General features: G+C 36.7%; 15 protein-coding genes. 7 read left to right on the top strand and 8 right to left on the bottom strand.

Annotated elements, in window-relative coordinates; translation table 11 throughout:
* The first annotated feature begins 3 nt into the window (after positions 1-3).
* On the top strand, positions 4-795 hold the full coding sequence (locus ACXAGJ_RS16140; RefSeq protein ID WP_474841165.1) for a cupin domain-containing protein: 792 nt from the start codon (positions 4-6) through the stop codon (positions 793-795).
* Between the two features lie 72 nt (positions 796-867).
* Positions 868-1,602, top strand: coding sequence for an SGNH/GDSL hydrolase family protein (locus ACXAGJ_RS16135; RefSeq protein WP_474841164.1), 735 nt, complete (start codon positions 868-870; stop codon positions 1,600-1,602).
* Between the two features lie 51 nt (positions 1,603-1,653).
* Here the strand turns inward: ACXAGJ_RS16135 and ACXAGJ_RS16130 are convergent, their stop codons facing one another.
* A complete protein-coding gene (locus ACXAGJ_RS16130) occupies positions 1,654-2,580 on the bottom strand; it encodes an alpha/beta hydrolase (RefSeq protein WP_474841163.1) in 927 nt (308 codons plus the stop codon).
* Between the two features lie 32 nt (positions 2,581-2,612).
* The gene (locus tag ACXAGJ_RS16125; protein ID WP_474841162.1) at positions 2,613-3,953 is read right to left on the bottom strand and encodes a M28 family metallopeptidase; all 1,341 of its coding nucleotides are present in this window, start codon (positions 3,951-3,953) and stop codon (positions 2,613-2,615) included.
* 278 nt (positions 3,954-4,231) lie between these two features.
* On the opposite strand from ACXAGJ_RS16125, the gene ACXAGJ_RS16120 reads away from it, so the two are divergent.
* Genes ACXAGJ_RS16120 through ACXAGJ_RS16105 form a run of 4 tightly spaced genes read left to right on the top strand, consistent with a single transcriptional unit; the run spans position 4,232 to position 10,780 of the window.
* On the top strand, positions 4,232-4,987 hold the full coding sequence (locus ACXAGJ_RS16120; RefSeq protein WP_474841161.1) for a hypothetical protein: 756 nt from the start codon (positions 4,232-4,234) through the stop codon (positions 4,985-4,987).
* Between the two features lies 1 nt (position 4,988).
* The gene (locus ACXAGJ_RS16115; RefSeq protein WP_474841160.1) at positions 4,989-7,754 is read left to right on the top strand and encodes a TonB-dependent receptor; all 2,766 of its coding nucleotides are present in this window, start codon (positions 4,989-4,991) and stop codon (positions 7,752-7,754) included.
* A 4-nt stretch (positions 7,755-7,758) separates the two neighbouring features.
* Positions 7,759-8,967: a DUF4249 domain-containing protein gene (locus tag ACXAGJ_RS16110; protein WP_474841159.1), complete on the top strand. Its 1,209-nt coding sequence runs from the start codon at positions 7,759-7,761 to the stop codon at positions 8,965-8,967.
* Between the two features lie 10 nt (positions 8,968-8,977).
* Positions 8,978-10,780: a hypothetical protein gene (locus ACXAGJ_RS16105; protein WP_474841158.1), complete on the top strand. Its 1,803-nt coding sequence runs from the start codon at positions 8,978-8,980 to the stop codon at positions 10,778-10,780.
* Positions 10,781-10,806: 26 nt separating this feature from the next.
* Here the strand turns inward: ACXAGJ_RS16105 and ACXAGJ_RS16100 are convergent, their stop codons facing one another.
* The 4 genes from ACXAGJ_RS16100 to ACXAGJ_RS16085 form a co-directional block, all read right to left on the bottom strand.
* A complete protein-coding gene (locus ACXAGJ_RS16100; protein WP_474841157.1) occupies positions 10,807-11,988 on the bottom strand; it encodes a nuclear transport factor 2 family protein in 1,182 nt (393 codons plus the stop codon).
* A gap of 71 nt (positions 11,989-12,059) precedes the next feature.
* On the bottom strand, positions 12,060-13,178 hold the full coding sequence (locus ACXAGJ_RS16095; protein ID WP_474841156.1) for an MFS transporter: 1,119 nt from the start codon (positions 13,176-13,178) through the stop codon (positions 12,060-12,062).
* 124 nt (positions 13,179-13,302) lie between these two features.
* A complete protein-coding gene (locus ACXAGJ_RS16090) occupies positions 13,303-14,103 on the bottom strand; it encodes a sugar-binding protein (protein WP_474841155.1) in 801 nt (266 codons plus the stop codon).
* 116 nt (positions 14,104-14,219) lie between these two features.
* Positions 14,220-16,514: a starch-binding protein gene (locus ACXAGJ_RS16085; RefSeq protein ID WP_474841154.1), complete on the bottom strand. Its 2,295-nt coding sequence runs from the start codon at positions 16,512-16,514 to the stop codon at positions 14,220-14,222.
* 656 nt (positions 16,515-17,170) lie between these two features.
* Between ACXAGJ_RS16085 and ACXAGJ_RS16080 the strand changes: the two genes are divergently transcribed.
* Positions 17,171-17,965: a DUF8213 domain-containing protein gene (locus tag ACXAGJ_RS16080; RefSeq protein ID WP_474841153.1), complete on the top strand. Its 795-nt coding sequence runs from the start codon at positions 17,171-17,173 to the stop codon at positions 17,963-17,965.
* Between the two features lie 112 nt (positions 17,966-18,077).
* Here the strand turns inward: ACXAGJ_RS16080 and ACXAGJ_RS16075 are convergent, their stop codons facing one another.
* Both ACXAGJ_RS16075 and ACXAGJ_RS16070 read right to left on the bottom strand, forming a co-directional pair.
* Positions 18,078-19,895 (bottom strand): acyl-CoA dehydrogenase family protein, encoded by a 1,818-nt coding sequence (locus ACXAGJ_RS16075; protein ID WP_474841152.1) that lies wholly within the window; start codon positions 19,893-19,895, stop codon positions 18,078-18,080.
* Between the two features lie 37 nt (positions 19,896-19,932).
* Positions 19,933-21,120 (bottom strand): acetyl-CoA C-acyltransferase, encoded by a 1,188-nt coding sequence (locus ACXAGJ_RS16070; protein ID WP_474841151.1) that lies wholly within the window; start codon positions 21,118-21,120, stop codon positions 19,933-19,935.
* Positions 21,121-21,131 lie beyond the last annotated feature (11 nt).

Below are 21,131 nucleotides of genomic sequence, written 5' to 3'. Positions count from 1 at the left end.
GACATGAATCGAAACCAAATTATACAAGGAATAGGAGTGTTAAGTTTCTTAGTCTTCATTAGTTCTGGATTTGCGCAACAGAAGGAAGCTATAGTTCCTTTTAAAATAGAAGATCGGTTATTGTCTGGTATGGATATCCCAAAGCTGAATTTAAAAGCGCATCCAGATCGTGAGTATTTCCAAAAAAGAATTTACCAAGGCAGTGAGTTGAGTGTTTTTATCCTTTCCAGCGAAACAGCAGTTAATGACATACCTAATTTCCCGATTGATGAATTCGTGTATTTTTTAAGTGGACGGGCCGATATTGAACCCAAAGACAATAAAGAGTTTTCTTTTTTTGCTGGGGATTACATTTTTGTGCCCAAAGGATTTTCGGGAAAATGGACAAATAATGGTGGGAATACCTACCATTTAGAACTTTCGGTAATATCAAATATCCGTTCGGATAGTACAGCAATATCAAAAGCAAAAATTCCTTTTGTATTGAATAAAGATCTCATTTCCGGAATTCAGCTCACCCAATTAGGGTCGAAAAAATATAAGGATGTTCTATATCATGGGGTAGAGTTAGAAGTAACCACAGAGGCTGAAATATCCAGTGAAATGGAAATTGTTGATCAGCCAAAAGAAGAATTTATTCATGTACTCGCAGGAGTACTTACGATTACTCCGAAATCAGGAACCGCTCAAACTTTTTATCGAGGAGATTTTTTTGTGCTCCCAAAAGGGTTTACTGGACATTGGAAAAGTGAAGGACATGATCTATGCAGAACATTACGAGTAAAACAAATTTGAAATAAATAACAATGAGCAGGTAGGGTATTTTTTGATTGAGCTGTTCTTACAGCAAATCATAAAAGTAAAACAATGAAAAACCAATTTTTCTACCCAATTTTAGTGTTTTTGTTCATTTTTTTATCCTGCAGTGAGGATGATAATGCAACTCCCACTACGCCCAATCCAAGTACTTCTATTAACAAAATTATGCCGTTAGGAGCTTCCAGGGTTGCTGGGGCTCGACCAGAATACGAAAGTTATCGATACGATTTATGGAAATTGCTGGTAGATGGCGCATATGATTTCGATTTTATAGGAACCGCAAAAGATGAGGCCTCTTATCCTGATTTTAAAGGCTTATCTTTTGATATAGATCATGAGGGGAGAGGAGGCATCAATTCTACAGAAATTCTTGCCGGACTTAATGGATGGATAAATGAAGCCGGAATCCCAGATATTGTGTTGTTTAGCTCACCTGGCGGTAATGATGGAATTGATAATTATACCCAGACTTTGGCAAATATCAATGCAATTATCGATGCCATCCAGGCTGTCAATCAAAATGTAACCATTCTTATAGAATTACCAGCTCCACCTTTAACAAGCGAGCAAACTCAAGAGTTCCTGACTTTTTATAACCAAGCCCTACAAGATATTGCACGCATTGCAACGCAGCAAACCACAACCACTTCAAAAGTAATGACGGTTGATATGCAGGATGGTTTTAATGATTCCTTTCTGGCTGACGATGTGCATTATAATGCAGCGGGAGCGGCTTTTATAGCCAACAAATACTTTACCGTTTTAAAAGATATATTGAAATAAAGAATCAATAAAAACACTGAAATTTCAATACAAAATAATGTTTACGATTACTTAGTTCAATAAGAACTCCAGAGGGATGTGAATTCTGGATTTCCAACTCTTTTCATTGTGGCCTGCACCTTCGAATTTTTTGGTGATCCAGTTTTTTTCTTGCGTGTACCCCTTATCTGTCATGATCTTGTCTACTGTGATTTGAAAAGGTTCGTATTGGGCATCTAATCCTTCAGTCCCAAAATCAAAATAAATCTTATGGGTTTCTGGATCTGGTAAGGAGGCAGCTAATGTGCCGATAAAAGCATCTCCCAAAACAGGCACAGGCCAGTGGGTAGAGACACATCCTGCTGCTCCAAATACTTTTGGATATTTACAGATCGCATACAATGAAATCAGGCCACCCATAGATGATCCCATAACCGAAGTATCTTCAACTAGCGTAGATACATTATAGGTTTTATCAATAAATGGTTTTAATTCTTCGACCAAAAATTGAAGATAATTGTCAGAATACAATTGGTCAAAACCAGTATTGTCTTTTAATCCTTTTTTAGCTTCGGGAGTAGCTGTTGCTTCAGCGGGAGCTTTTGGCATATATTCTACAAATCGTTTAGGACCATTATTCCAAGCCGCTACAACAATGGTTTTTTTGATTTTACCATTTTCCAGCAGGCTGTCCAGAGTTTCATCTACTCCCCAATCGATCCCAGTATAAGAGGTCTCGGGGTTAAAAACATTTTGTCCATCGTGCATGTACAGTACCTGGTACTTTTCGGTGCTATTTTCATCATATCCCTTTGGTAAATAGACTTCAACATTACGAGCATCTACGAATTTGGATGCAAAGTTTTTGTGGATCACAACTTTGCTTTCTTCCAAAGCATTGGTTGGTTCTGAAACAGCTACTACCTGCGTCGAGGGAGTTTTAGTCTGGTTACATCCTATTAGGACAATGGTGACTAAAAAGGTGGTTAATCTTCTCATGATTTAAGTTTTTAGTGGTGTTATGAATTGTTTTAATTTCTAAAGATTTTAGTTGGGAATACAACGGGACTTTCGAATCCATCTTTACTCACCGTGCTAACTCCAAAAAAGAAGTTGTCGATGACAATCCCGTCTAATACAAAATTATCTACGTTTCCTACAAATCTGCTGTAATCCCAGGTAGGAGAAGTAGTATCTCGCCAATATATTTTATATCCTTTTATATTGGGGTCATTGCTCTTTTTCCATCGAAACTTTGCAGAAGGTTCTACGATACCTCCGATTCCTACCTCTGTTGGAGCTGGAGGTGCCCAGGCCATACTTGCAAGGTTGATTGCATTTACGGCAGTTAGTTTGGCTGCATATTCAAAATTAACATGTTCTACAACATCTCCATATTTGATTCCATTTTCTTCTCTAATGTCCTGATGTTGTTGTGTGTAATTTTCGTGAGCTTCCATGATTCGAATACCAGCAAAACCAGCATCATTAAAAGGTCTGTGATGTCCTCCTCTTCCAAAACGATCTAATCGATATACCATCATCGGATTCATCTCTGGCATATACGTCTTTACCGTTTTATAGATGTATCTTGCAAGCTGTCGGGAAATACCATCTACCTCACCACCATAGAAACGTCTTGCTCTACGCTGTTCTTTGGTTTCAGTAGGAGGCACGGGTTCAGAAAATATTCTAAACGTACGGTTGTCAATTACTCCGTCAACTCCTTTTATATTTCCGATCATATCATTGTTCATCACACCAATGATTTCCCATTTTTTCTCAGTAGCATATAGGGCCAGGCCTTGTCCTCCAAACAAACCTTGTTCCTCTCCTGATAACCCTACATAAATGATACTGCTCTCGAATTTGTATTTAGAAAGTACCCTGGCTGCTTCTATTGCTCCTGCCATACCAGTAGCATTGTCGTTAGCTCCAGGGGCGTCATCGGTAAAGTTATTGGGATCGGTAATTCTTGAATCGATATCACCACTCATTACGATAAAACGGTTGGGATACTTAGTTCCTCGTTGGATCGCAACCACGTTATATACCCATACGTCCTTTACAATACGTTGATTGGTTCCTTTTTTTACTAAATCCTTTTGATAGAATACTTCTAAGCAGTTATTACAATCTTGAGAAATACGTTCAAACTCTCCTTTGATCCATCTTCTTGCCGCTCCAATACCTCGGGTATTAGAAACAGTATCGCTTAAGGTATGGCGAGTACCAAATCCTGCAAGTTTTTTGACATCGGTTTCAATTCTTTCTGCGGATACAGCATTGATAATATCATATATTTTTTGGTCGGTTTGAGCGACAAAAGTGGTGGTAAATAAAAGTAAGGCGGTGGTAAAAACTATTTTCATTTTCAATTTTTTGATCGCCTAATTTAAGTAAAAGCACTTGTGTAAGAAGCTTCATTAACAAATTTATAAGAGATCTGAAGATTTGGAATAAGATATGCGAGTTTCTAAGGCTTATGTTGCATATTTTACAAACTTATTAACACGAAAACGTTGTAGCTGAATTGGTAAGTGATACAATTCAATATTTCGATCTATCTTTCTATAGTGTTGGTGTTTTTGAGGGACAAAAATACTGGATTACCGACATAAATTCTTTGCATAATCATCTTTTGGGGAACATGAATTTTATAATTACAAAAAAGAGCGCTTTTGTATTGCTATTGGTATCATATGCTTTTTATGGTCAAAAAAATAGTGATAGTGCTCAATACTACAATTGGTTCGATGGTATGATTGGTAAAACACATACCGGACTTTTTAATGGAAGACAATACGTAGATACAGATGTAAATAAAATCTTTGAAGATAGGCATGCTTTTTTTCTGTCTGATAAAGTACAACTGGCAACGATTACCTATAATAACCAAACCTATTATGAGGTACCCTTGAAATACAATTTAGAAAATGATCATGTGTTGGTTGCTCTAAAATCAGGTACTTCTTCTTCCATAATTCAATTGATTGATGAGAAAATAGAAGGTTTCTCTATTGAAGATTTCAATTTTAAGAGATTGGATACAGTGTATACTAATGAAATTGAAATAAGAGGATTTTATCAAATCATAGTGAGTGATGAGATCTTTACCCTATATAAGAAAAACAAAAGGAATAGAAAAGAGCGTATAGAAGATTTAGGGAAAACAAAGATTTATTATGAATTTGTAGATGATCACTCCTACGTCTTGTTCTATAAAGATTCTTATTGGGATGTTACTTCTAAAAGCAATATTCTAGATGTTTTTCCCGAAGAGAAGGGCATCATCAAAAAATACTATACTGATCAAAGACAAAAACGCAAGTCGAATCCGGATCTCTTTATGAAAAACTTATTTGAATATATAGGCGATAACTTATCAACTAGTAACGATATATAGTATGAAAAATAGTTGGATCATACTCTTTTTTTTGTGCGCTCAGATGGGTTGGTCTCAGGGAGAAGACAAGAGAATTACCGTTACTTTTGAAAATGTGGATTTACAATCGGCCATATTGCAGTTAGAAGGGCTTTGTGATTGTACTTTTTTTTATCAGGAACCTTGGGTAGATCAATATCAGGATGTAAGTGGTAGTTTTCAGAATGCTACGATGAAAGAAATATTAGAAAACCTTTTGGATACTACTTCTCTAAATTACTTTCTTCTGGAAGATAGAGTCATTTTAACTAATAATAATCGTATTTATGGATACTTGCCTAAAGGCTTTTTTGGAGCCCAGGAAATAGGGGATAGTACCGTTGCTAATACATCCAAAAAGATCAATTCTCCAATTTTTGAGAAGTCATATCGACAATCAAATCAACAAATCATTCCTACCGTCAAAATCGGGAAATCTTCAGAAATAACTAACCAAGAATCCTTTACCATATCTGGATATGCGACTAATACCAAAACACAAAAACCATTGGTAAATGCTTTGATCATTCTTGGAGGTAGAAATACTGGAGTCAAAACAGATAATAATGGGTATTACACTATAGAACTTAGACGAGGAACTCATCTTTTTGAAGTGAATGCCTTAGGAATGGAGAATTTCAAAAGGCGTTTGATTATATACAATAACGGAACCCTAAATATCAAACTAGAAGAAAAAATTGAACAGCTCGAAGCTGTAATTCTTCAGTCTGATGTAAATAATGCGGTAACCGATGTAGTAACCAAAACTGAAATTGATATCAAAGAATCCAAAAATATACCGCTGGCGCTGGGAGAACGTGATGTTTTAAAAGTTGCCGCTACCTTGCCAGGAATAACAACAGCAGGAGAAGGTACAATAGGTTACAACGTACGAGGAGGTAAATCTGATCAAAATTTGATTTTGTTGGATGAGGCCGTGGTTTATAATCCTCAACATTTTTTCGGGATTTTTTCGGCTTTAAATCCATTTGTACTGGGAGAAGCAAATATTTATAAAAGTAGTATTCCAGCATCTTATGGAGGAAGATTATCATCGGTTTTTGATCTACAGACCAAAGATGCTTCTACAGATAAATTCGGTTTAGAAGGAGCAATTGGACCTGTAACCGCAAATATTGCTCTCGAAACACCTATTGTAAAAGAGAAATCTGGATTATTAGTAGGAGGTAGAGCGGCATATGCGAATTGGATTTTGGATGCTTTGGATGAAGAATCCCTGCAAGATAGTGAGGCTTCATTTTACGACGGAATTGCCAAGTACAATCATCAAATTTCAAAAAACGCTAAACTAGAAGCTATGGCTTATTGGAGTAGAGATGATTTTAGTATTACTTCTGACTCCTTGTATGTGTATGGGAATAAAGCTTTTTCTCTACGTTGGGATCAGAAATTTAATGATAAAAATAGTGGAGAAATAGCACTTTCAAACAGTGAATATAGCTTTGATATTGAGTTTGACGGAGATGCAGATGATGATTTCGAATTGGGATATCGAATCAATGAAACCGCTTTAAAATTACATTTTAAGCACTTATATAGTGATCGATTGAAATTTGATTATGGCGTCGCGAGTAAACTATATTCTGTAAATCCTGGAAGCATTACGCCCAAAGGCACAGAATCGATTGTCGAGCCATTAACTATCGAAAAGGAAAGAGCTTTGGAGTCGGCTGTTTTTGTTGCCGCAGAAGTAGATCTTTTTGAAAAGTTTACTTTGGACGCTGGACTAAGATACTCCATCTATAATGCCCTGGGAGCTGGAACTCAAAATGTATTTCAAGAGGGAGTCCCTAGAGAAGAAAGCAATATTACAGAGACGCTTACTTTTGATGAAAATGAAGTAATAGAAACTTATTCTGCCCCAGAAGTAAGAGTATCGGGAAGGTATTTGTTTACCGAGGATTTTTCCTTAAAAGCATCTTATAATTCGACCTATCAATATATCCATACTTTATCCAATAATACCACGGTGTCTCCTATAGATACCTGGAAACTCTCTGATTTAAATATCGAACCGCAGAGTTCGCAACAGTACGCGCTTGGCTTATATAAAAATTTTGATGATAACACTTACGAAATGAGTCTAGAAGGGTTTTACAAAACCTCCAAAAATATACTGGATTTTAAGACAGGTGCAGAAATTCTACTGAACGAAAATATTGAAACCGAGGTGTTACAGGGAAAAGGAAAAGCTTATGGAGTTGAATTCTTGGTCAAAAAACAAAAAGGAAAGCTTTATGGGTGGCTGGGATATACGTATTCAAGATCCTTTATACAATTAGATAGTCCCTTTGGTGAAGAGCGGGTCAATAATGGAGATTTTTTCCCGTCAAACTTTGATAGACCGCACGATTTTAGTTTGGTGACCAACTATCGATTTACGAAACGATTTAGTTTGGCGACCAATTTTGTCTATCAAACCGGTAGACCAGTGACTTTCCCTATTGGGACTTTTAGTTTTGATGGTGCAGAATTTACAGTGTTCAGTGATCGGAACAAGTTTAGAATTCCGGATTTTTTCCGATTGGATATTGGATTAAACATAGAAGGGAATCATAAAAAGAATAAACTTGCCCATGGATTTTGGACCATTTCGGTATATAATGTGTTAGGACGTAACAATCCACTTTCTGTCTTTTTTGTTACCGAAGAAGGAGAAGTAAAAGCGTTACAAAGCTCAGTCTTTTCGGTGCCTGTTCCTTCTATTACATATAATTTCAAATTTTAAGGTGATGAAGATGCTAAATAATCATAATCATACGTATCATAAAGCAATCTTATATCTATTGAGTTGTTGTTTGTTGCTCTCCAGTTGTGTTGAAGAATTTGATGTTGAGACGGAAGATTTTGAGAGTATTTTGGTGGTTAATGCCACAATTACAAATGAGTTAAAACGTCAAGAGGTACTCCTTACCCGAACGTTTAGATTTGAAGAGAATGGACCAGCGGCCGAACAAGGTGCTATTGTGAAAATTATTGAAGATGAAACTACCACGATTCCTTTTGATGAAATTTTTCCAGGCAGGTATGAGTCCATTATTCCTTTTACCGTTGTTCCCAACAAGAACTATCAACTATCTATAGAAACTGTAGAAGGTCGAGTTTATCTGTCTAAAATTGTGCAATTGCCTCCTGTTACTTCTAATATCGAACGGGTGTTTCCAATGCGAATGACAAATAACGATGGGGTAGAAGGAGTGGGACTCTTTGTGGATAGTTTTGATGAAACTGGAAATTCTAAGTTTTACCGATATCAGTTTGAAGAAACTTATAAAATTGTAGCTCGTTTTTGGGTTCCAGTGGATTTAACACCTTCGTTAGAGTTTATAGAACGATCAGAAAATCAAAGAATATGCTTTAATAATCGAGTTTCAGAAGATATTTTGATTACAGACACAAATACATTAAATGAAGATCGGGTGAGTGGATTTTTCTTACGCTTTATTCAGGCAGAAGATATCCGCGTGTCAGAGCGATACAGCATTTTGGTACGACAATTCGTGCAATCGCAGGAAGCCAATGGGTTTTATCAGACCCTTTCCAATTTCTCTCAATCCGAAAGTTTGTTTTCGCAAGTGCAACCTGGTTTTATTAGTGGTAACATTACCTCTCAGACCAACCCCAACGAAAGAGTTCTTGGTTTTTTTAATGTGGCTTCGGTAAAGGAAGAACGTATATTTTTTGATAGAGAAGAATTCTTAAATGATTTACCTAGATTTTCTCCTGGATGTGATAGAATAATACCCAGACCCAATACAGGCGAAACTCCAGAATCTTTTGACAGAAGATTAAGAGAATTGATTCGATCCGGCAGTATCAAATTCTTGGAAGAAATTAGAGGAGATGAGCCAGGAAGTGGTGTTTTGGTTTTTGTGCCGAGACCCTGTGGGGATTGTACTGTTTTTGGAAGTAGTGCTGTGCCTGATTTTTGGGTGGATTAAACAATGATATATGCAAAAAAGAGTAAAATATAGAACTGTACTAAAAACATATGTTGTACTTAGTGTTTTTCTGTTTAGCAGTTTGGTTGGCTATGGTCAAAGATTATCTGAACTAAGAACCAATCAAGAAGTACTGGAGTATAGTCAAATCCCGCAAGAACGAATTTTTGTGCATTACAACAGCACCTTATTATTTTGTGGAGAATATTTGTACTATAGTTTGTACTGTATTAACAACCAAAGCACACAACTAAGTGATATCAGTAAAATAGCCTATATAAAGTTGGTCAATCAAAACAAGGAAACGGTGCTTCAACAAAAGGTAATGTTGCATTCTGGGTTGGCACAAGGAGACTTCTTTATACCGGTTGATCTTCCTTCGGGGAACTACAAACTTTTGGCATATACTCAGTGGATGCTCAATGCAAAGGAAGTTCTATTTTTTCAAGGTGATGTGAGCATTCTTAATCCGTATCAAGGAAATCAGGAAAATGTATTGGCAGATGATTCAAAACAATCTTCTGTACCAATTGATCAAGAAGAGCGTACTATAATTCCTCAAAAAAACATGAAAGATGTGGTGGCCGTTCTTCTGGATAAGGAAAAATATGTAAAAAGAGCAAAGGTGAAGCTTACTATAGAAAATACATTGGATACACCTATTTCGTATTCGCTGTCTGTGAGAAGAGTTAAAACAATTCATGCTGCTACTCCTATAAAAACAATTGACTTTGATGAATTTGATCCAAACAAACTTCGAAATAAAGAAAAGAGGGTTGGAGAATCCGTGTTTTTACCTGAAATGAGGGGTGAACTGATCTATGGTAAAATAGTATCAAAAGATTCATTGTATAAGGTGTCAAATGTACCCATTGCACTTTCTACGGTAGACGGAGAAAATCATATTAGTATCGTTGCTACAGACCCAAATGGTAATTTTGTTTTTAATATACCACACAACCAACAGGGAGCAGGAATATCTTTTGTTCAGGTTTTGGATACACAAAAGGAAAAATATAGCATTATTCTTGATAAGATTCCTTCTCCAAATCCGCAATATTTTAATATGAATAAGCTAACAATTACTCCCGTCATGCGTAAAGAAATTTTACAAAGAAGTATTTATAATCAAATTGATAATAGCTTTTATAATATAAAACCGGATACCATTAGTGAAGTTAAAAAGGAAAAACCTTTTTATGGGCAACTTTATGAGAATTATGAGTTAAACGAATATACGCGATTTGCTACCGTAAAAGAGACATTGGTAGAGATTGTAGATAAAGTTTGGACTAGGAGAATTGCTACCAAAGGAGAAGTCTTTGCTATACAAGGAAACTATGCAATAAAAAAGGATGATAATTTTTTACCCCTAGTACTGGTAGATGGGATTTTGGTACAAGAGCAAGAAGAGGTATTAAATTATGATGCCAGAAAGGTTAAAAGTATAGGTTTTTTGCCAGATCGGTATTATTTGGGAGCTAAAGTATACGATGGGTTAATAAGTATTAAAACCTTGGATGGGAATTATTTTGATGAATTCAATAAAAGTTATATCAAACAAATTACTACTCATAGGCCAGCCAAAGAAAAACAATACTATAAGCAAGATTATGCTACTACAAAGTATGATCGCATTCCTGATTATCGATATCAACTATATTGGGAACCAAGAGCACAGCTAACACCTGAAAGCAGAAATGAGCTTCATTTTTTTACTTCAGATGTGGTAGGTACCTATGAAATTGCTTTAGAAGGATTTACTCTCAATGGAACATCCATTTCTGAAAGAAAGCTATTTACTGTAGAATAGTATTCCTGGTTTGTTGTATTTGAGTGCTATCTAATAAAAGTAACTTTTGAAATTTTACCATTACTAACTTCGTAAATTGCTATCACACTAAATTGAGAGCCATTTACTGTTACCAACTCTTCATCAATCACCTTATTGCCAAAAACAATACGATTCTTGATTTCGCAATGCAAATCGGGGGTGTTTTTGAAGAAACCAGCATACGAAGTTCTCATTTTATCAAGTCCTTCATACTGGAGTTGTTCTGGAAAATCATACGCTTTTACGTTTTTGCTGAATGCAGCCAAAAATTCTTCAATATCTCTGTTGTTATAAGCATCAAGTTGTTTTTGAACAATATGTTCTGGAGAAGCATCTGAAACCAGAGTCAGCATTGTAGAGGTAGCGTTAGTGGCGATTCGGGTAATATTTCCTATTTCTTTATCTGTAAAGGAGTGGAATATATTCCAAAATTGATCTTCTTTGGGTTTGAATTTAAAAATGGAGTTGCCTTTTCCCATAAGAATAGTACCATCTGCCAACCAACACATGTCTTCTACATTGGGGAAAGTATTTACAATTTTTTGCGTAACTCCTGTAAGTGGATCAAGACTTTTGATTTCCCAATTTTCATTTTCTTTGCTGATATAACTTATCAAATTAGAATTAGGGATTTTGTGTAATGATCTCCCTATTTTTTTCTGAATAGTTTTATTGGTATTGTCTTTTAAGTTAGAAACGACAAGAGATAAACTACCATCTTCTAGTACCGATGAAACCACAATATTTTGATCGTACCAGGTGTGATATCCTATTTTTAAATCTTCAAAAAGCGCTTTGGATTTTCCTGTTTTATAATCGTAAGCATACAAAAGTTGTTTACCGTCTTTATCCAATCTAATTGATGAAATTTTGTTCCCTCCAGGAATTTTGGTAGGAGAATATTCACTACCCTCAGGAGTTGAGTTTACCCAACGGATAGTGTTTGTTTTTATGGTATATGCAGCGATATCCGTCTGTCCATTTCTTGTACCTGCAAAAAGAAGTGTATTATCATCAAAAAAAGAAGGTTGATTGTCGTATCCTTCATTATTAGATACGTTTCTTTGGTTGTTTAGGACAAAGGAATTGCCTTCTTTTTGTAGGTCAAATAGAAAAACTTCAGTATTGGTTTGAGAAAACACAGTAATAGCGATAAGCTGAATTGAGAGAAAGACGATACGTTTCATAAAAAATATTTGCTTCCTAAAATACATGGAAAAAAAAGGCTTTTTCCTAAGGAATTGTTAATAATGAATACCTATTTGCGCATGGCATATAGTCCAAACAAAGGTCCAAATCCAAGGAATAAATAGATCAATCGATCGTCAAAAACTTCAACCAATGCTGATAATAGCTGAATACTTATAATGGTCACGGCAAAACCAATAGAGTTGGTGATTGTTAACGCAGTACCTCTCAATTCTGGAGGAGAGGTCGCTGCCACCATGGTAGAAAATTGTGGTGAATCTGATATGACCACCATTCCCCAAATACATAAAGCTGAGATAAATAGTTGAGGAGATAGCTTAAATAGCAGGGGGGAGAGTATGCAAAATATCCCGGAAACGAGTAAAGAATTGTAAGCTACTTTTCTGCTTCCCGTTCGCAGGGAGATTAATCCTCCCAACACACAAGAAACAGCTCCTATCCCTATGATAATAAAAGACCAAAAGGATATAGGTAACTCGATAGCATTGTATCTTGCATATGTTTTTAAAATTACCGGCACGAATCCCCAAAAGGCATAAAGCTCCCACATATGTCCAAAATAGCCAAAAGCTGCTTTTCTAAAATTTTGGATGCTAAAAAGTTGCGTAACTACACCAAGTTGCAATTTACTCACTGGTCTTCGATATGGACCATCGGGTACAAGTCCCCAAATACTAATGCCTCCGACACTCGCCAAAATGGAAGTGCTGATAATTACCGCTTTATAATCACTACTCCAAGAGAATTCGTTGATGAAATGGGGGAAAGAGGTACCCAGCACCAAGGCGCCAACCAAGTATCCCAAAGCTCTTCCTAATCCGCCTTTGTAATAATCTGAAGCGATCTTCATACCGATAGGGTAGATACCCGCAAGAAAAAAACCGGTTCCAAAGCGTGCCGTAAGCAAGTTGAAAATACTAATGTTGGGAATCAATAATGACAAATTGCATATCGCTCCTAAAAAAGCACAAATCATAAATATTCTAGAAGGAGAATAGCGATCGGCAAGGGTTAATAAAGCAAAGGTGAGAGTCCCAACGATAAATCCAAACTGAACAAAAGATAATAAATATCCCAGTAAATTAAATTCAACATTAAACTGTGTTGCTAAATCATCGATAACGGCATTTCCTGCAAACCAAAGGGAGGTGCAAAAAAATTGTGACAAAATAATTACAGGAAGTATATAAAACTTTGGTTTCAGAGGACTAGATATTTATTACTAAATATATGTATTTAAAATCGGTTTCTAGATTTTTTACTTCATAAATATCTTTTAAAACTTAGGATTCCTACTCTTGAAGTACTATGGTTCCAAAGATATCAGCATTGATCCAACCTTGGTTTTTATCCTCTCCAGGAACAAAAACAGAACCCATAAAGTTTTCACGCTCTTTGCTGGTGTCATTATCATTATAGGCAATGGCGAAACCGATTTTCTGATCTTTTTGCAAGACTTTGGCATCATTGGTTTTTCCTTCTTCATAAGTGTCGTTATGAACTATTACTTCAAACTCCCAAACAGAAACATTGTCTGTAGTCGTTCTTTTAGAAATCACATGGTTGTTGTAGAGGATGGGTTCTTTTTTCGAATCCAAATCCACCACGTTTCCATCTAAAGCTACGTGATAAGCAAAAGCATTATTGTTAAATTGGTGTTCTCCTCCGGAGTTATCAGCATCGATAAAAATTTCGACACAGTCGTCGTCCCACCATTGCGTTAGGGGATCCTTGTATTGATCAATTAATATATTGTCTTTTACTTCTACAAGAATATATAAGGCTTCTGGAGTCCAGGCTATTTTATATCTGCCAAAAAAATCATCTACCGTTGGATATTCACCAATCCAGGCCTGATCCATAGGTAACCATTTCAAATCGTTCCATATAGGGTCATTCATTTGCCCGTCAATTTCGGGTACGATGACAGCTTTTTGAACTTCAATGATTTGGTGATCTTTTTTTTCTGGTTTTGCCAATGTCTGTGCTACTGCTGCCGATGAGACAGAGGTATCTGAGTCTTGTTTTTGAGTTTTGGCACACGAATAAAGAAAGATAAAAGTAAAGGCTGATAAAATAAGTAATCGGTTCATATATTTATTGCTAATAAAAGTTTATTCTAAAATTAATAAGCGACTGTATCTTATATAAGACACAATCGCTTATTAGTATAACAAAAAAAATGTTAAAATTGAATAAACTTAGCGGATTATTGTTTTATGACCCGTATTGGTTCCGAAAGTCTTTCTCCATTTAATTTTACAGTATAGAACTGCATTCCTTCTCCTATTTGAGAGCTTTCTAAGGGAATATTTTGGCTTCCTGCCAGTGTTTTTTGACTATAAATAGTTCTGGTTTGACCTAGAATATTTGAGGCAGTAATTTCCAGAATCCCATCAGTAGTCGTATGTGCCGTAATGGTAGCATTACTTGTTACAGGATTTGGCCAGATGGTTACTGCATTTTTGGCTAGTAATCCATTGTCATCATCAATAGTAGTCGTTAGGTTAGCTGCTCTATTTGGACATCCGGTGGTACAATTTGCCGTCCAGGTTCCTGTTCTTTTTCCACTACTACTACCAGTTACTCTAAACCATCCGTTAGTACCTCTTGTCAAGTCTACAGTTTGTTGTCCGTTACCATTATTGAAAACAACACCAATATTATTCGTAGAAACTCCATTTGGAATAGTAAAGGTACTACGACTCCATGATGTACCACTGAGATTATCCATGGATCGCCCCGGCCATCCAGGAGTTCCTGCTAGGGTTTGGTTGGTAGCATTGTTATACAGATATATGTTAGTAGTGTTGCCCCATCCACCTCCGGGTCTCAAGAAATTAAGGGTTACCTGATTTGAAGGTGTTGATCCGCCGCTACAACCACTTGGGCAGGTGTCTGTCCATGTCCCATTGGTATACCATCCGGTTGTACTTCTTGAGAGATCGTCGGTTTGGTTGCCTCCACCATCATTAAAAATTACACGAATATTAGCCGCAGATGTTCCTGATTGTGGAGATAAAGTGTATGCATACCACTGGGTTCCAGAGAGATTACTCATGGATTGACCTGGCCATCCTGCAGTTCCTGGTAGAGTAGCATTTGCTGATGCATCAAAGAAGTATACATTAACGTTGTTACTCCATCCGCTTGGTTTTTGGAAATTAACTGTAAATGGATCTACTGTTGTGGTTCCACCTCCGGTATTACTTCCTCCTTGTGTCCAAACAGCGTAATCGTTACCTGAAGTTCTTAATGTCCATCCGCTACCATTTGGAGACCAGTTCCCGCTACCTAATTTCATTGCGATTGTACCATTTCTACCATCGATATAAGCAGCATATAGATCATTTCTAGCTTCAGCAATACTAATATTAGATCCAGCAAATACTCTTACATCTTTTCTAATTGCAATCAAATCTTTGATCGCATCACGAACCCCTGTTCCAGCATTGAAGAAATGCGTCCAAAATACCATTGGATTGCCTGGGTGCGTAAGAATGTAAGCATATCCTTTTCTTAAGTTCGTTTCTCCACCTGGAAATACAAAATTAGATCCACAACACTGTTGTGCCTCTCCAGTGTCATGATTGTCTAAAAACGTAACTGATTTTGTTGGGTTGATACCAATCATTCCCGAAGGATTTCCTGAAAAATCGCGTAAATATGATAGGTTATTATCTCTGATTGCATTTTGCAAACTTACCTTGGTGTTAAAATCAAATGCAGACGAAGAACCTTGTGTCCAGTTTACAAAATTATTGGTTTGTACCCGGCTGCTTTCTAACAATTCACCAACCGCAAAATATGGGTTAGTTGCATCGTTATATTCTTTATTGTAAATAGGATTGTATCCATGTACAAAGTCGTATCTCCATCCATCAAAACCAAGATCGTTTCTCAAGAAATTCATCCATCTGATAATTTCCTGGCGTACCTCTGGGTTTTCGTGGTCCAAATCTCTTGCCGCTGCAAATCCACCATTGGATCCATCGGCTTTTAGGGCATTACCCGGGAAAAAGTCGTTGTTGATACTGAAATTAACCGGGAAATTTACAAAATTTCTTCCTTCATCGTCTGCTGTGATATAAAACGTGGGCCATGCAGGATTTGTAAAAGTAACCGCATCATTGGTACCAACTCTGTGATTGATAACAATATCACTAATCACGCGCATATCTAAAGCGTGATATTGATTAATTAAGTTACGTAACTGGGCTTCTGTACCGTAAGCACTATCAAAATTATACAGTTCTCTAGGTAAGTATCCTTGTGGAGCAGCAGAATTACTTGGTGGCGGCATCCAAATCAAATCGATGCCTGCATCTTTAATAGCGTTTCGATTTTGAGTTACAACGTTATACCAAGTCTGTCCGGCAGGTTGGTTTTGTACATTCCAGTCAAAAGCCTGAAACATAACATCTTCATCTTGGGCCTGAACTCCTACAAAGGGGATCCATAAAAGTAAGGTTACTAAAAGTGAGGTAAAAATTTTTCGTTTCATTTCTCAATTTTTTGAGTTAAGTTAAGTGTGATAAGTGTTTAAAATTTTAATAATACAAGCCAATAAGAATACATCATGGCTTTGTTGAATACATTAAATCTTAAGGAGTGGTTGTATTTGGATGTCGACTGGATTGAAAATCTGAAAAACCTTGTAAATCAATGACTAACCGATCATGTTTTTCTGGTGTAATTATCTGTAATGTAGTTTACTCGTTAGGTTAGGAAGATCAAAACAGATAACTAAACAATCTAGAAGTACTTTAAATATCCTGAAGATGAGTTTTCAGAATTTGAAAAACTATAGCATTAATCAAAAAAAACGAGGTTTCTTTGATGTGTGATAAGTAGCTCAAATAAATTTCCAATTTTCGTAGTTGGAGAAATTAATTTCATAATTAATAAATTTTTGTTTGTAAAAGTGTCTCTTGTGTTAAATTTTCACTAAGTTATTACGAAATATTCAATTTCTTTGAGTCCTAACCGTACTACAACGTTTTCGTGTTGATAAGTTGTTGATTTATTGAGTAATATCTTACAAAGTTATTACCCTTTTAACCTTTCGTTCATTATTTTAATGTTTTGGTAATATTTAGGTTTTCATTGTGTTTTTTTCACTTTCTACCTTTAGAACACTAACTTAAATTTTATTATACAATGAAAAATCGATTTAGATTATTAGGTATTGCCTTGATTTGTTTACTGTTAACAGTTTCTTGCGAGCAATCTGAAGAAAACCAAACTGCACAATCTGTAGGATTAGAAATTCAGGAAACAGATATACTCAGTGGGCAAAAACGAATGAATGGTCATGAAATTCACTTTAAGGTGATCGCTAAAAGTGATGTGCTTTATATGGCTACGATTAATATAGACCAACATGCTCTTACTGCCGCTATTGATTATGCTACAGAAAATATAGATTTGGATGGAAGCAAAGCAGTTTTAAGTAAAAGTCAAAAAGAAGCGTTTTTGGATTTGGGCCAAGAGTTATCCGAGTATTTGTTTAAAGATGGTTCTGTGGATGATTTTACGCTGGCAGAGTTTACATTATTGAGATTGTTAGAATATTGGGCTAAATCACCTAACCATTATGCTCATGATAAGTTGAGTATCAGAAGTAATAGGCTTAATGGCATAAAGGGGTCCAACGAAGGAATTACCTGTATTCGCAAAAATACCTATGTTACCGCGGTTTATGACGATGCGGGAGGAAGAGAATTCAGAGAGCGAAAATTAGTAAACGGAGACCGTTGTTTAGGACGTTGTGGTTCTGGATGTCCTGGAATTTTTACTTTGGCTAGTGCATGGACAAAGGACTGTCTGGATCATGATCAGTGCGGTAGAGTATTAGGAGGAAGTACCAATCCATTTGATAGTAATTGTGGCGATGAATACGGACAAGCTGCAGATGATTACCTTTTTGGAGTAATACGAGGATGTAGAGGTTAAATAATACGCATAAAAAAACCGCCTTTTACCCAATACTAAAAAGGCGGTTTCTTAAATCAAAATTAAACAACTCCCTAGTTTAAAGCCCTAGGGCGGCAATATGTATTATTAATTATCCAAGGTAATATCCGTTTTCTTCAGATATTTTGTTGGCAATTTTAGTTCTTAATTCAACAACGTTAGGTTGGTTTGCGTATTTAGTAAAACGCTTAAGACCCATTAACATCATTCTTTGCTCATCTCCTTCTGCAAAAGAAACGATAGCTTCTTTTCCTTTCTTGATGATGATGTCTACTGCATTGTACAAGTATAATTGACTCATTGCAATTTGAGTATCTTGAGATTCTTCACCAAAACGTTTAGCGTTTTTCTCGGTACGTAATATTGCAGATTCTGCCATGTAGATCTCGATCAAGATATCAGCGGCAGCCATTAATAACTGTTGGTGCTCTTCTAATTTTGGTCCGAATTTCTGAACAGCAGATCCTGCCACCATTAAGAATACTTTCTTCAACTTAGCAATGATTTCTTTTTCTTCAGAAAACAATACTGAGTAATCCGGAGTATCGAATGAAGGAATTCCTGTAAGCTCATCAGCAACTTTCATAGCTGGTCCTAACAGATCAACGTGACCTTTCATCGCCTTTTTTACTAGCATACCTACTGCCAACATTCTGTTGATCTCGTTGGTACCTTCATAGATACGAGAAATACGAGCATCTCTCCAAGCAGATTCCATTGGAGTATCAGCAGAGAATCCCATACCTCCAAAGATTTGGATACCTTCATCTGTACAACTTTGTACATCTTCAGAAACTGCTACTTTAAGAATAGAACATTCGATAGCATATTCTTCTACACCTTTAAGTTCAGCTTCTTGGTGCGTATTACCTTCAGCTTGACGAATAGCAATTCTATCTTCGATATTTTTTGCAGCTCTATAACTGGCAGACTCATCAGCGTACGTGTTGGTAGCCATTTCAGCAAGCTTCGATTTTATAGCTCCAAAATTAACGATAGGCGTTTTAAACTGAATACGCTCGTTAGCATACTTTGTAGCCTCATTGATTACTCTACGTTGTGCGTCCAAACAAGCAGCTGCCAATTTGATACGACCAACGTTTAAAGCGTTCATCGCAATTTTGAAACCATTACCTCTTTCAGATAACATGTTTTCTACTGGTACTTTGGTATCGCTAAAGAATACCTGACGAGTAGAAGAGGAGTGGATTCCTAATTTTTTCTCTTCATCTCCTAATGAAATTCCGTTAGGATTTGCCGGATCATATTCTACGATAAAACCAGTAATGTTCTTGTCGTCTTCAATACGAGCAAAAACAATCATTAGGTTACAAAATCCTGCATTTGAGATCCACATTTTTTGACCAGAGATCGAATAGTATTTTCCATCTTCAGAAAGAACAGCTTTGGTTTTTCCTGAGTTAGCATCAGATCCTGCTCCCGGCTCGGTCAAACAATATGCACCCATCCACTCACCAGTGGCTAATTTAGAAACGTATTTTTTCTTTTGTTCTTCATTTCCGTATAACGAGATTGGCATAGTACCGATACCAGTGTGCGCTCCAAACGCTGTACTGAATGATCCTGTTGCTCCAGAAATATAATCACATACAAGCATTGTAGAAACAAATCCCATTCCTAGTCCATCATAATCTTCAGGAACAGCAACACCCAAAAGACCAAGCTCACCAGCTTTTTTCATACACTGTTCTGTGTAATCGTAATCCTTAGATTCAAATCTCTCCCAATGCGCCCATAATTCGCGATCTACAAACTCTCTTGCGCTATCACGCATCATTTTTTGCTCTTCAGAAAAATCTTCTGGAGTAAATACATCTTCACATTTTGTTTCCTTTACAAGGAATTGTCCACCTCGTAAAATATCTTTATTTATAGTTTCTGTACTCATCTTCTTCGTATTATATTTCTTCTTTTACTCTTTTATTTTAATTCAAAAACTCAAAAATACCAGCGGCTCCCTGTCCTGTTCCGACACACATAGTTACCATACCGTATTTTCCTTTCATTTCACGTTTACGCATCTCATCGAATAGCTGTACCGATAGCTTTGCTCCTGTACAACCTAGTGGGTGTCCCAAAGCAATAGCTCCTCCGTTTACATTGATGATATCTGGATTCAATCCAAGTTCACGGATTACAGCAAGCGACTGAGAAGCAAAAGCTTCGTTAAGTTCGATCAACTCTACATCATCTTGCTTTAAACCAGCTTGTTTCAACGCCTTTGGAATAGCTTTTACCGGTCCGATACCCATAATTCTTGGTTCAACTCCAGCAGCTGCATAGTTTACCATACGTGCAATAGGCTCAAGATTTAGTTCTTTTACCATCTCTTCGCTCATGACCATTACAAAAGCAGCACCATCACTCATTTGAGAAGAGTTACCCGCAGTAACACTACCACCTGCAGCAAATACAGGTCTTAGTTTACCTAGAACTTCTTTGCTAGTACCAGCACGAGGTCCTTCATCTTTGTTTACCGTATATGATTTTGTAGCTTTCTTACCACTACCATCGATGTAAGTTTGCTCCACATTGATAGGCACGATTTGATCCTGAAAACGGTTTTCAGCTTGTGCTTTCAATGCTTTCATATGAGAATTGTAAGCAAACTCATCCTGATCCTCACGAGATACTTTAAACTGATCTGCTACGGCTTCTGCAGTATTCCCCATTCCCCAGTAATAACTTGCGTTATCTTTTGCCAGGTCATAGTTCAAATCTGTTTTGAAACCAGTCATTGGTACTGCACTCATACTCTCTGCACCACCTGCGATGATACAATCTGCCATTCCTGCTTGAATTTTTGCAGTAGCGATCCCGATAGTTTCAAGTCCAGAAGAACAGAAACGGTTTACGGTAACACCTGGTACATCGATAGAATCTAATCCCATTAATGAAATCAAACGGGCCATGTTTAATCCTTGTGCACCTTCTGGCATTGCATTTCCTACGATCACATCATCGATACGAGACTTGTCCAATTGAGGAAGCTCTTTCATCATGTGTTCGATAGTTTCTGCAGCTAATTCATCAGTTCTTTTAAATCTGAACAATCCACGGGGCGCTTTTCCCACGGCTGTTCTATAAGCTTTTACTATATATGCTGTTTTCATCTTTTTTTCTT

The organism is Aquimarina sp. AWH4_224, assembly GCF_056160245.1.
The sequence above is the reverse complement of the archived record's forward strand: the minus strand, read 5'-3'. Positions and strand labels throughout refer to the sequence as shown.

What these genes read in the sequence shown, in the direction of transcription:
- ACXAGJ_RS16140 (WP_474841165.1), top strand. Translation starts at nt 4, where the DNA reads ATGAATCGAAACCAAATTATACAAGGAATAGGAGTGTTAAGTTTCTTA.
- ACXAGJ_RS16135 (WP_474841164.1), top strand. Translation starts at nt 868, where the DNA reads ATGAAAAACCAATTTTTCTACCCAATTTTAGTGTTTTTGTTCATTTTT.
- ACXAGJ_RS16130 (WP_474841163.1), bottom strand. Translation starts at nt 2,580, where the DNA reads ATGAGAAGATTAACCACCTTTTTAGTCACCATTGTCCTAATAGGATGT.
- ACXAGJ_RS16125 (WP_474841162.1), bottom strand. Translation starts at nt 3,953, where the DNA reads ATGAAAATAGTTTTTACCACCGCCTTACTTTTATTTACCACCACTTTT.
- ACXAGJ_RS16120 (WP_474841161.1), top strand. Translation starts at nt 4,232, where the DNA reads ATGAATTTTATAATTACAAAAAAGAGCGCTTTTGTATTGCTATTGGTA.
- ACXAGJ_RS16115 (WP_474841160.1), top strand. Translation starts at nt 4,989, where the DNA reads ATGAAAAATAGTTGGATCATACTCTTTTTTTTGTGCGCTCAGATGGGT.
- ACXAGJ_RS16110 (WP_474841159.1), top strand. Translation starts at nt 7,759, where the DNA reads ATGAAGATGCTAAATAATCATAATCATACGTATCATAAAGCAATCTTA.
- ACXAGJ_RS16105 (WP_474841158.1), top strand. Translation starts at nt 8,978, where the DNA reads ATGCAAAAAAGAGTAAAATATAGAACTGTACTAAAAACATATGTTGTA.
- ACXAGJ_RS16100 (WP_474841157.1), bottom strand. Translation starts at nt 11,988, where the DNA reads ATGAAACGTATCGTCTTTCTCTCAATTCAGCTTATCGCTATTACTGTG.
- ACXAGJ_RS16090 (WP_474841155.1), bottom strand. Translation starts at nt 14,103, where the DNA reads ATGAACCGATTACTTATTTTATCAGCCTTTACTTTTATCTTTCTTTAT.
- ACXAGJ_RS16085 (WP_474841154.1), bottom strand. Translation starts at nt 16,514, where the DNA reads ATGAAACGAAAAATTTTTACCTCACTTTTAGTAACCTTACTTTTATGG.
- ACXAGJ_RS16080 (WP_474841153.1), top strand. Translation starts at nt 17,171, where the DNA reads ATGAAAAATCGATTTAGATTATTAGGTATTGCCTTGATTTGTTTACTG.
- ACXAGJ_RS16075 (WP_474841152.1), bottom strand. Translation starts at nt 19,895, where the DNA reads ATGAGTACAGAAACTATAAATAAAGATATTTTACGAGGTGGACAATTC.
- ACXAGJ_RS16070 (WP_474841151.1), bottom strand. Translation starts at nt 21,120, where the DNA reads ATGAAAACAGCATATATAGTAAAAGCTTATAGAACAGCCGTGGGAAAA.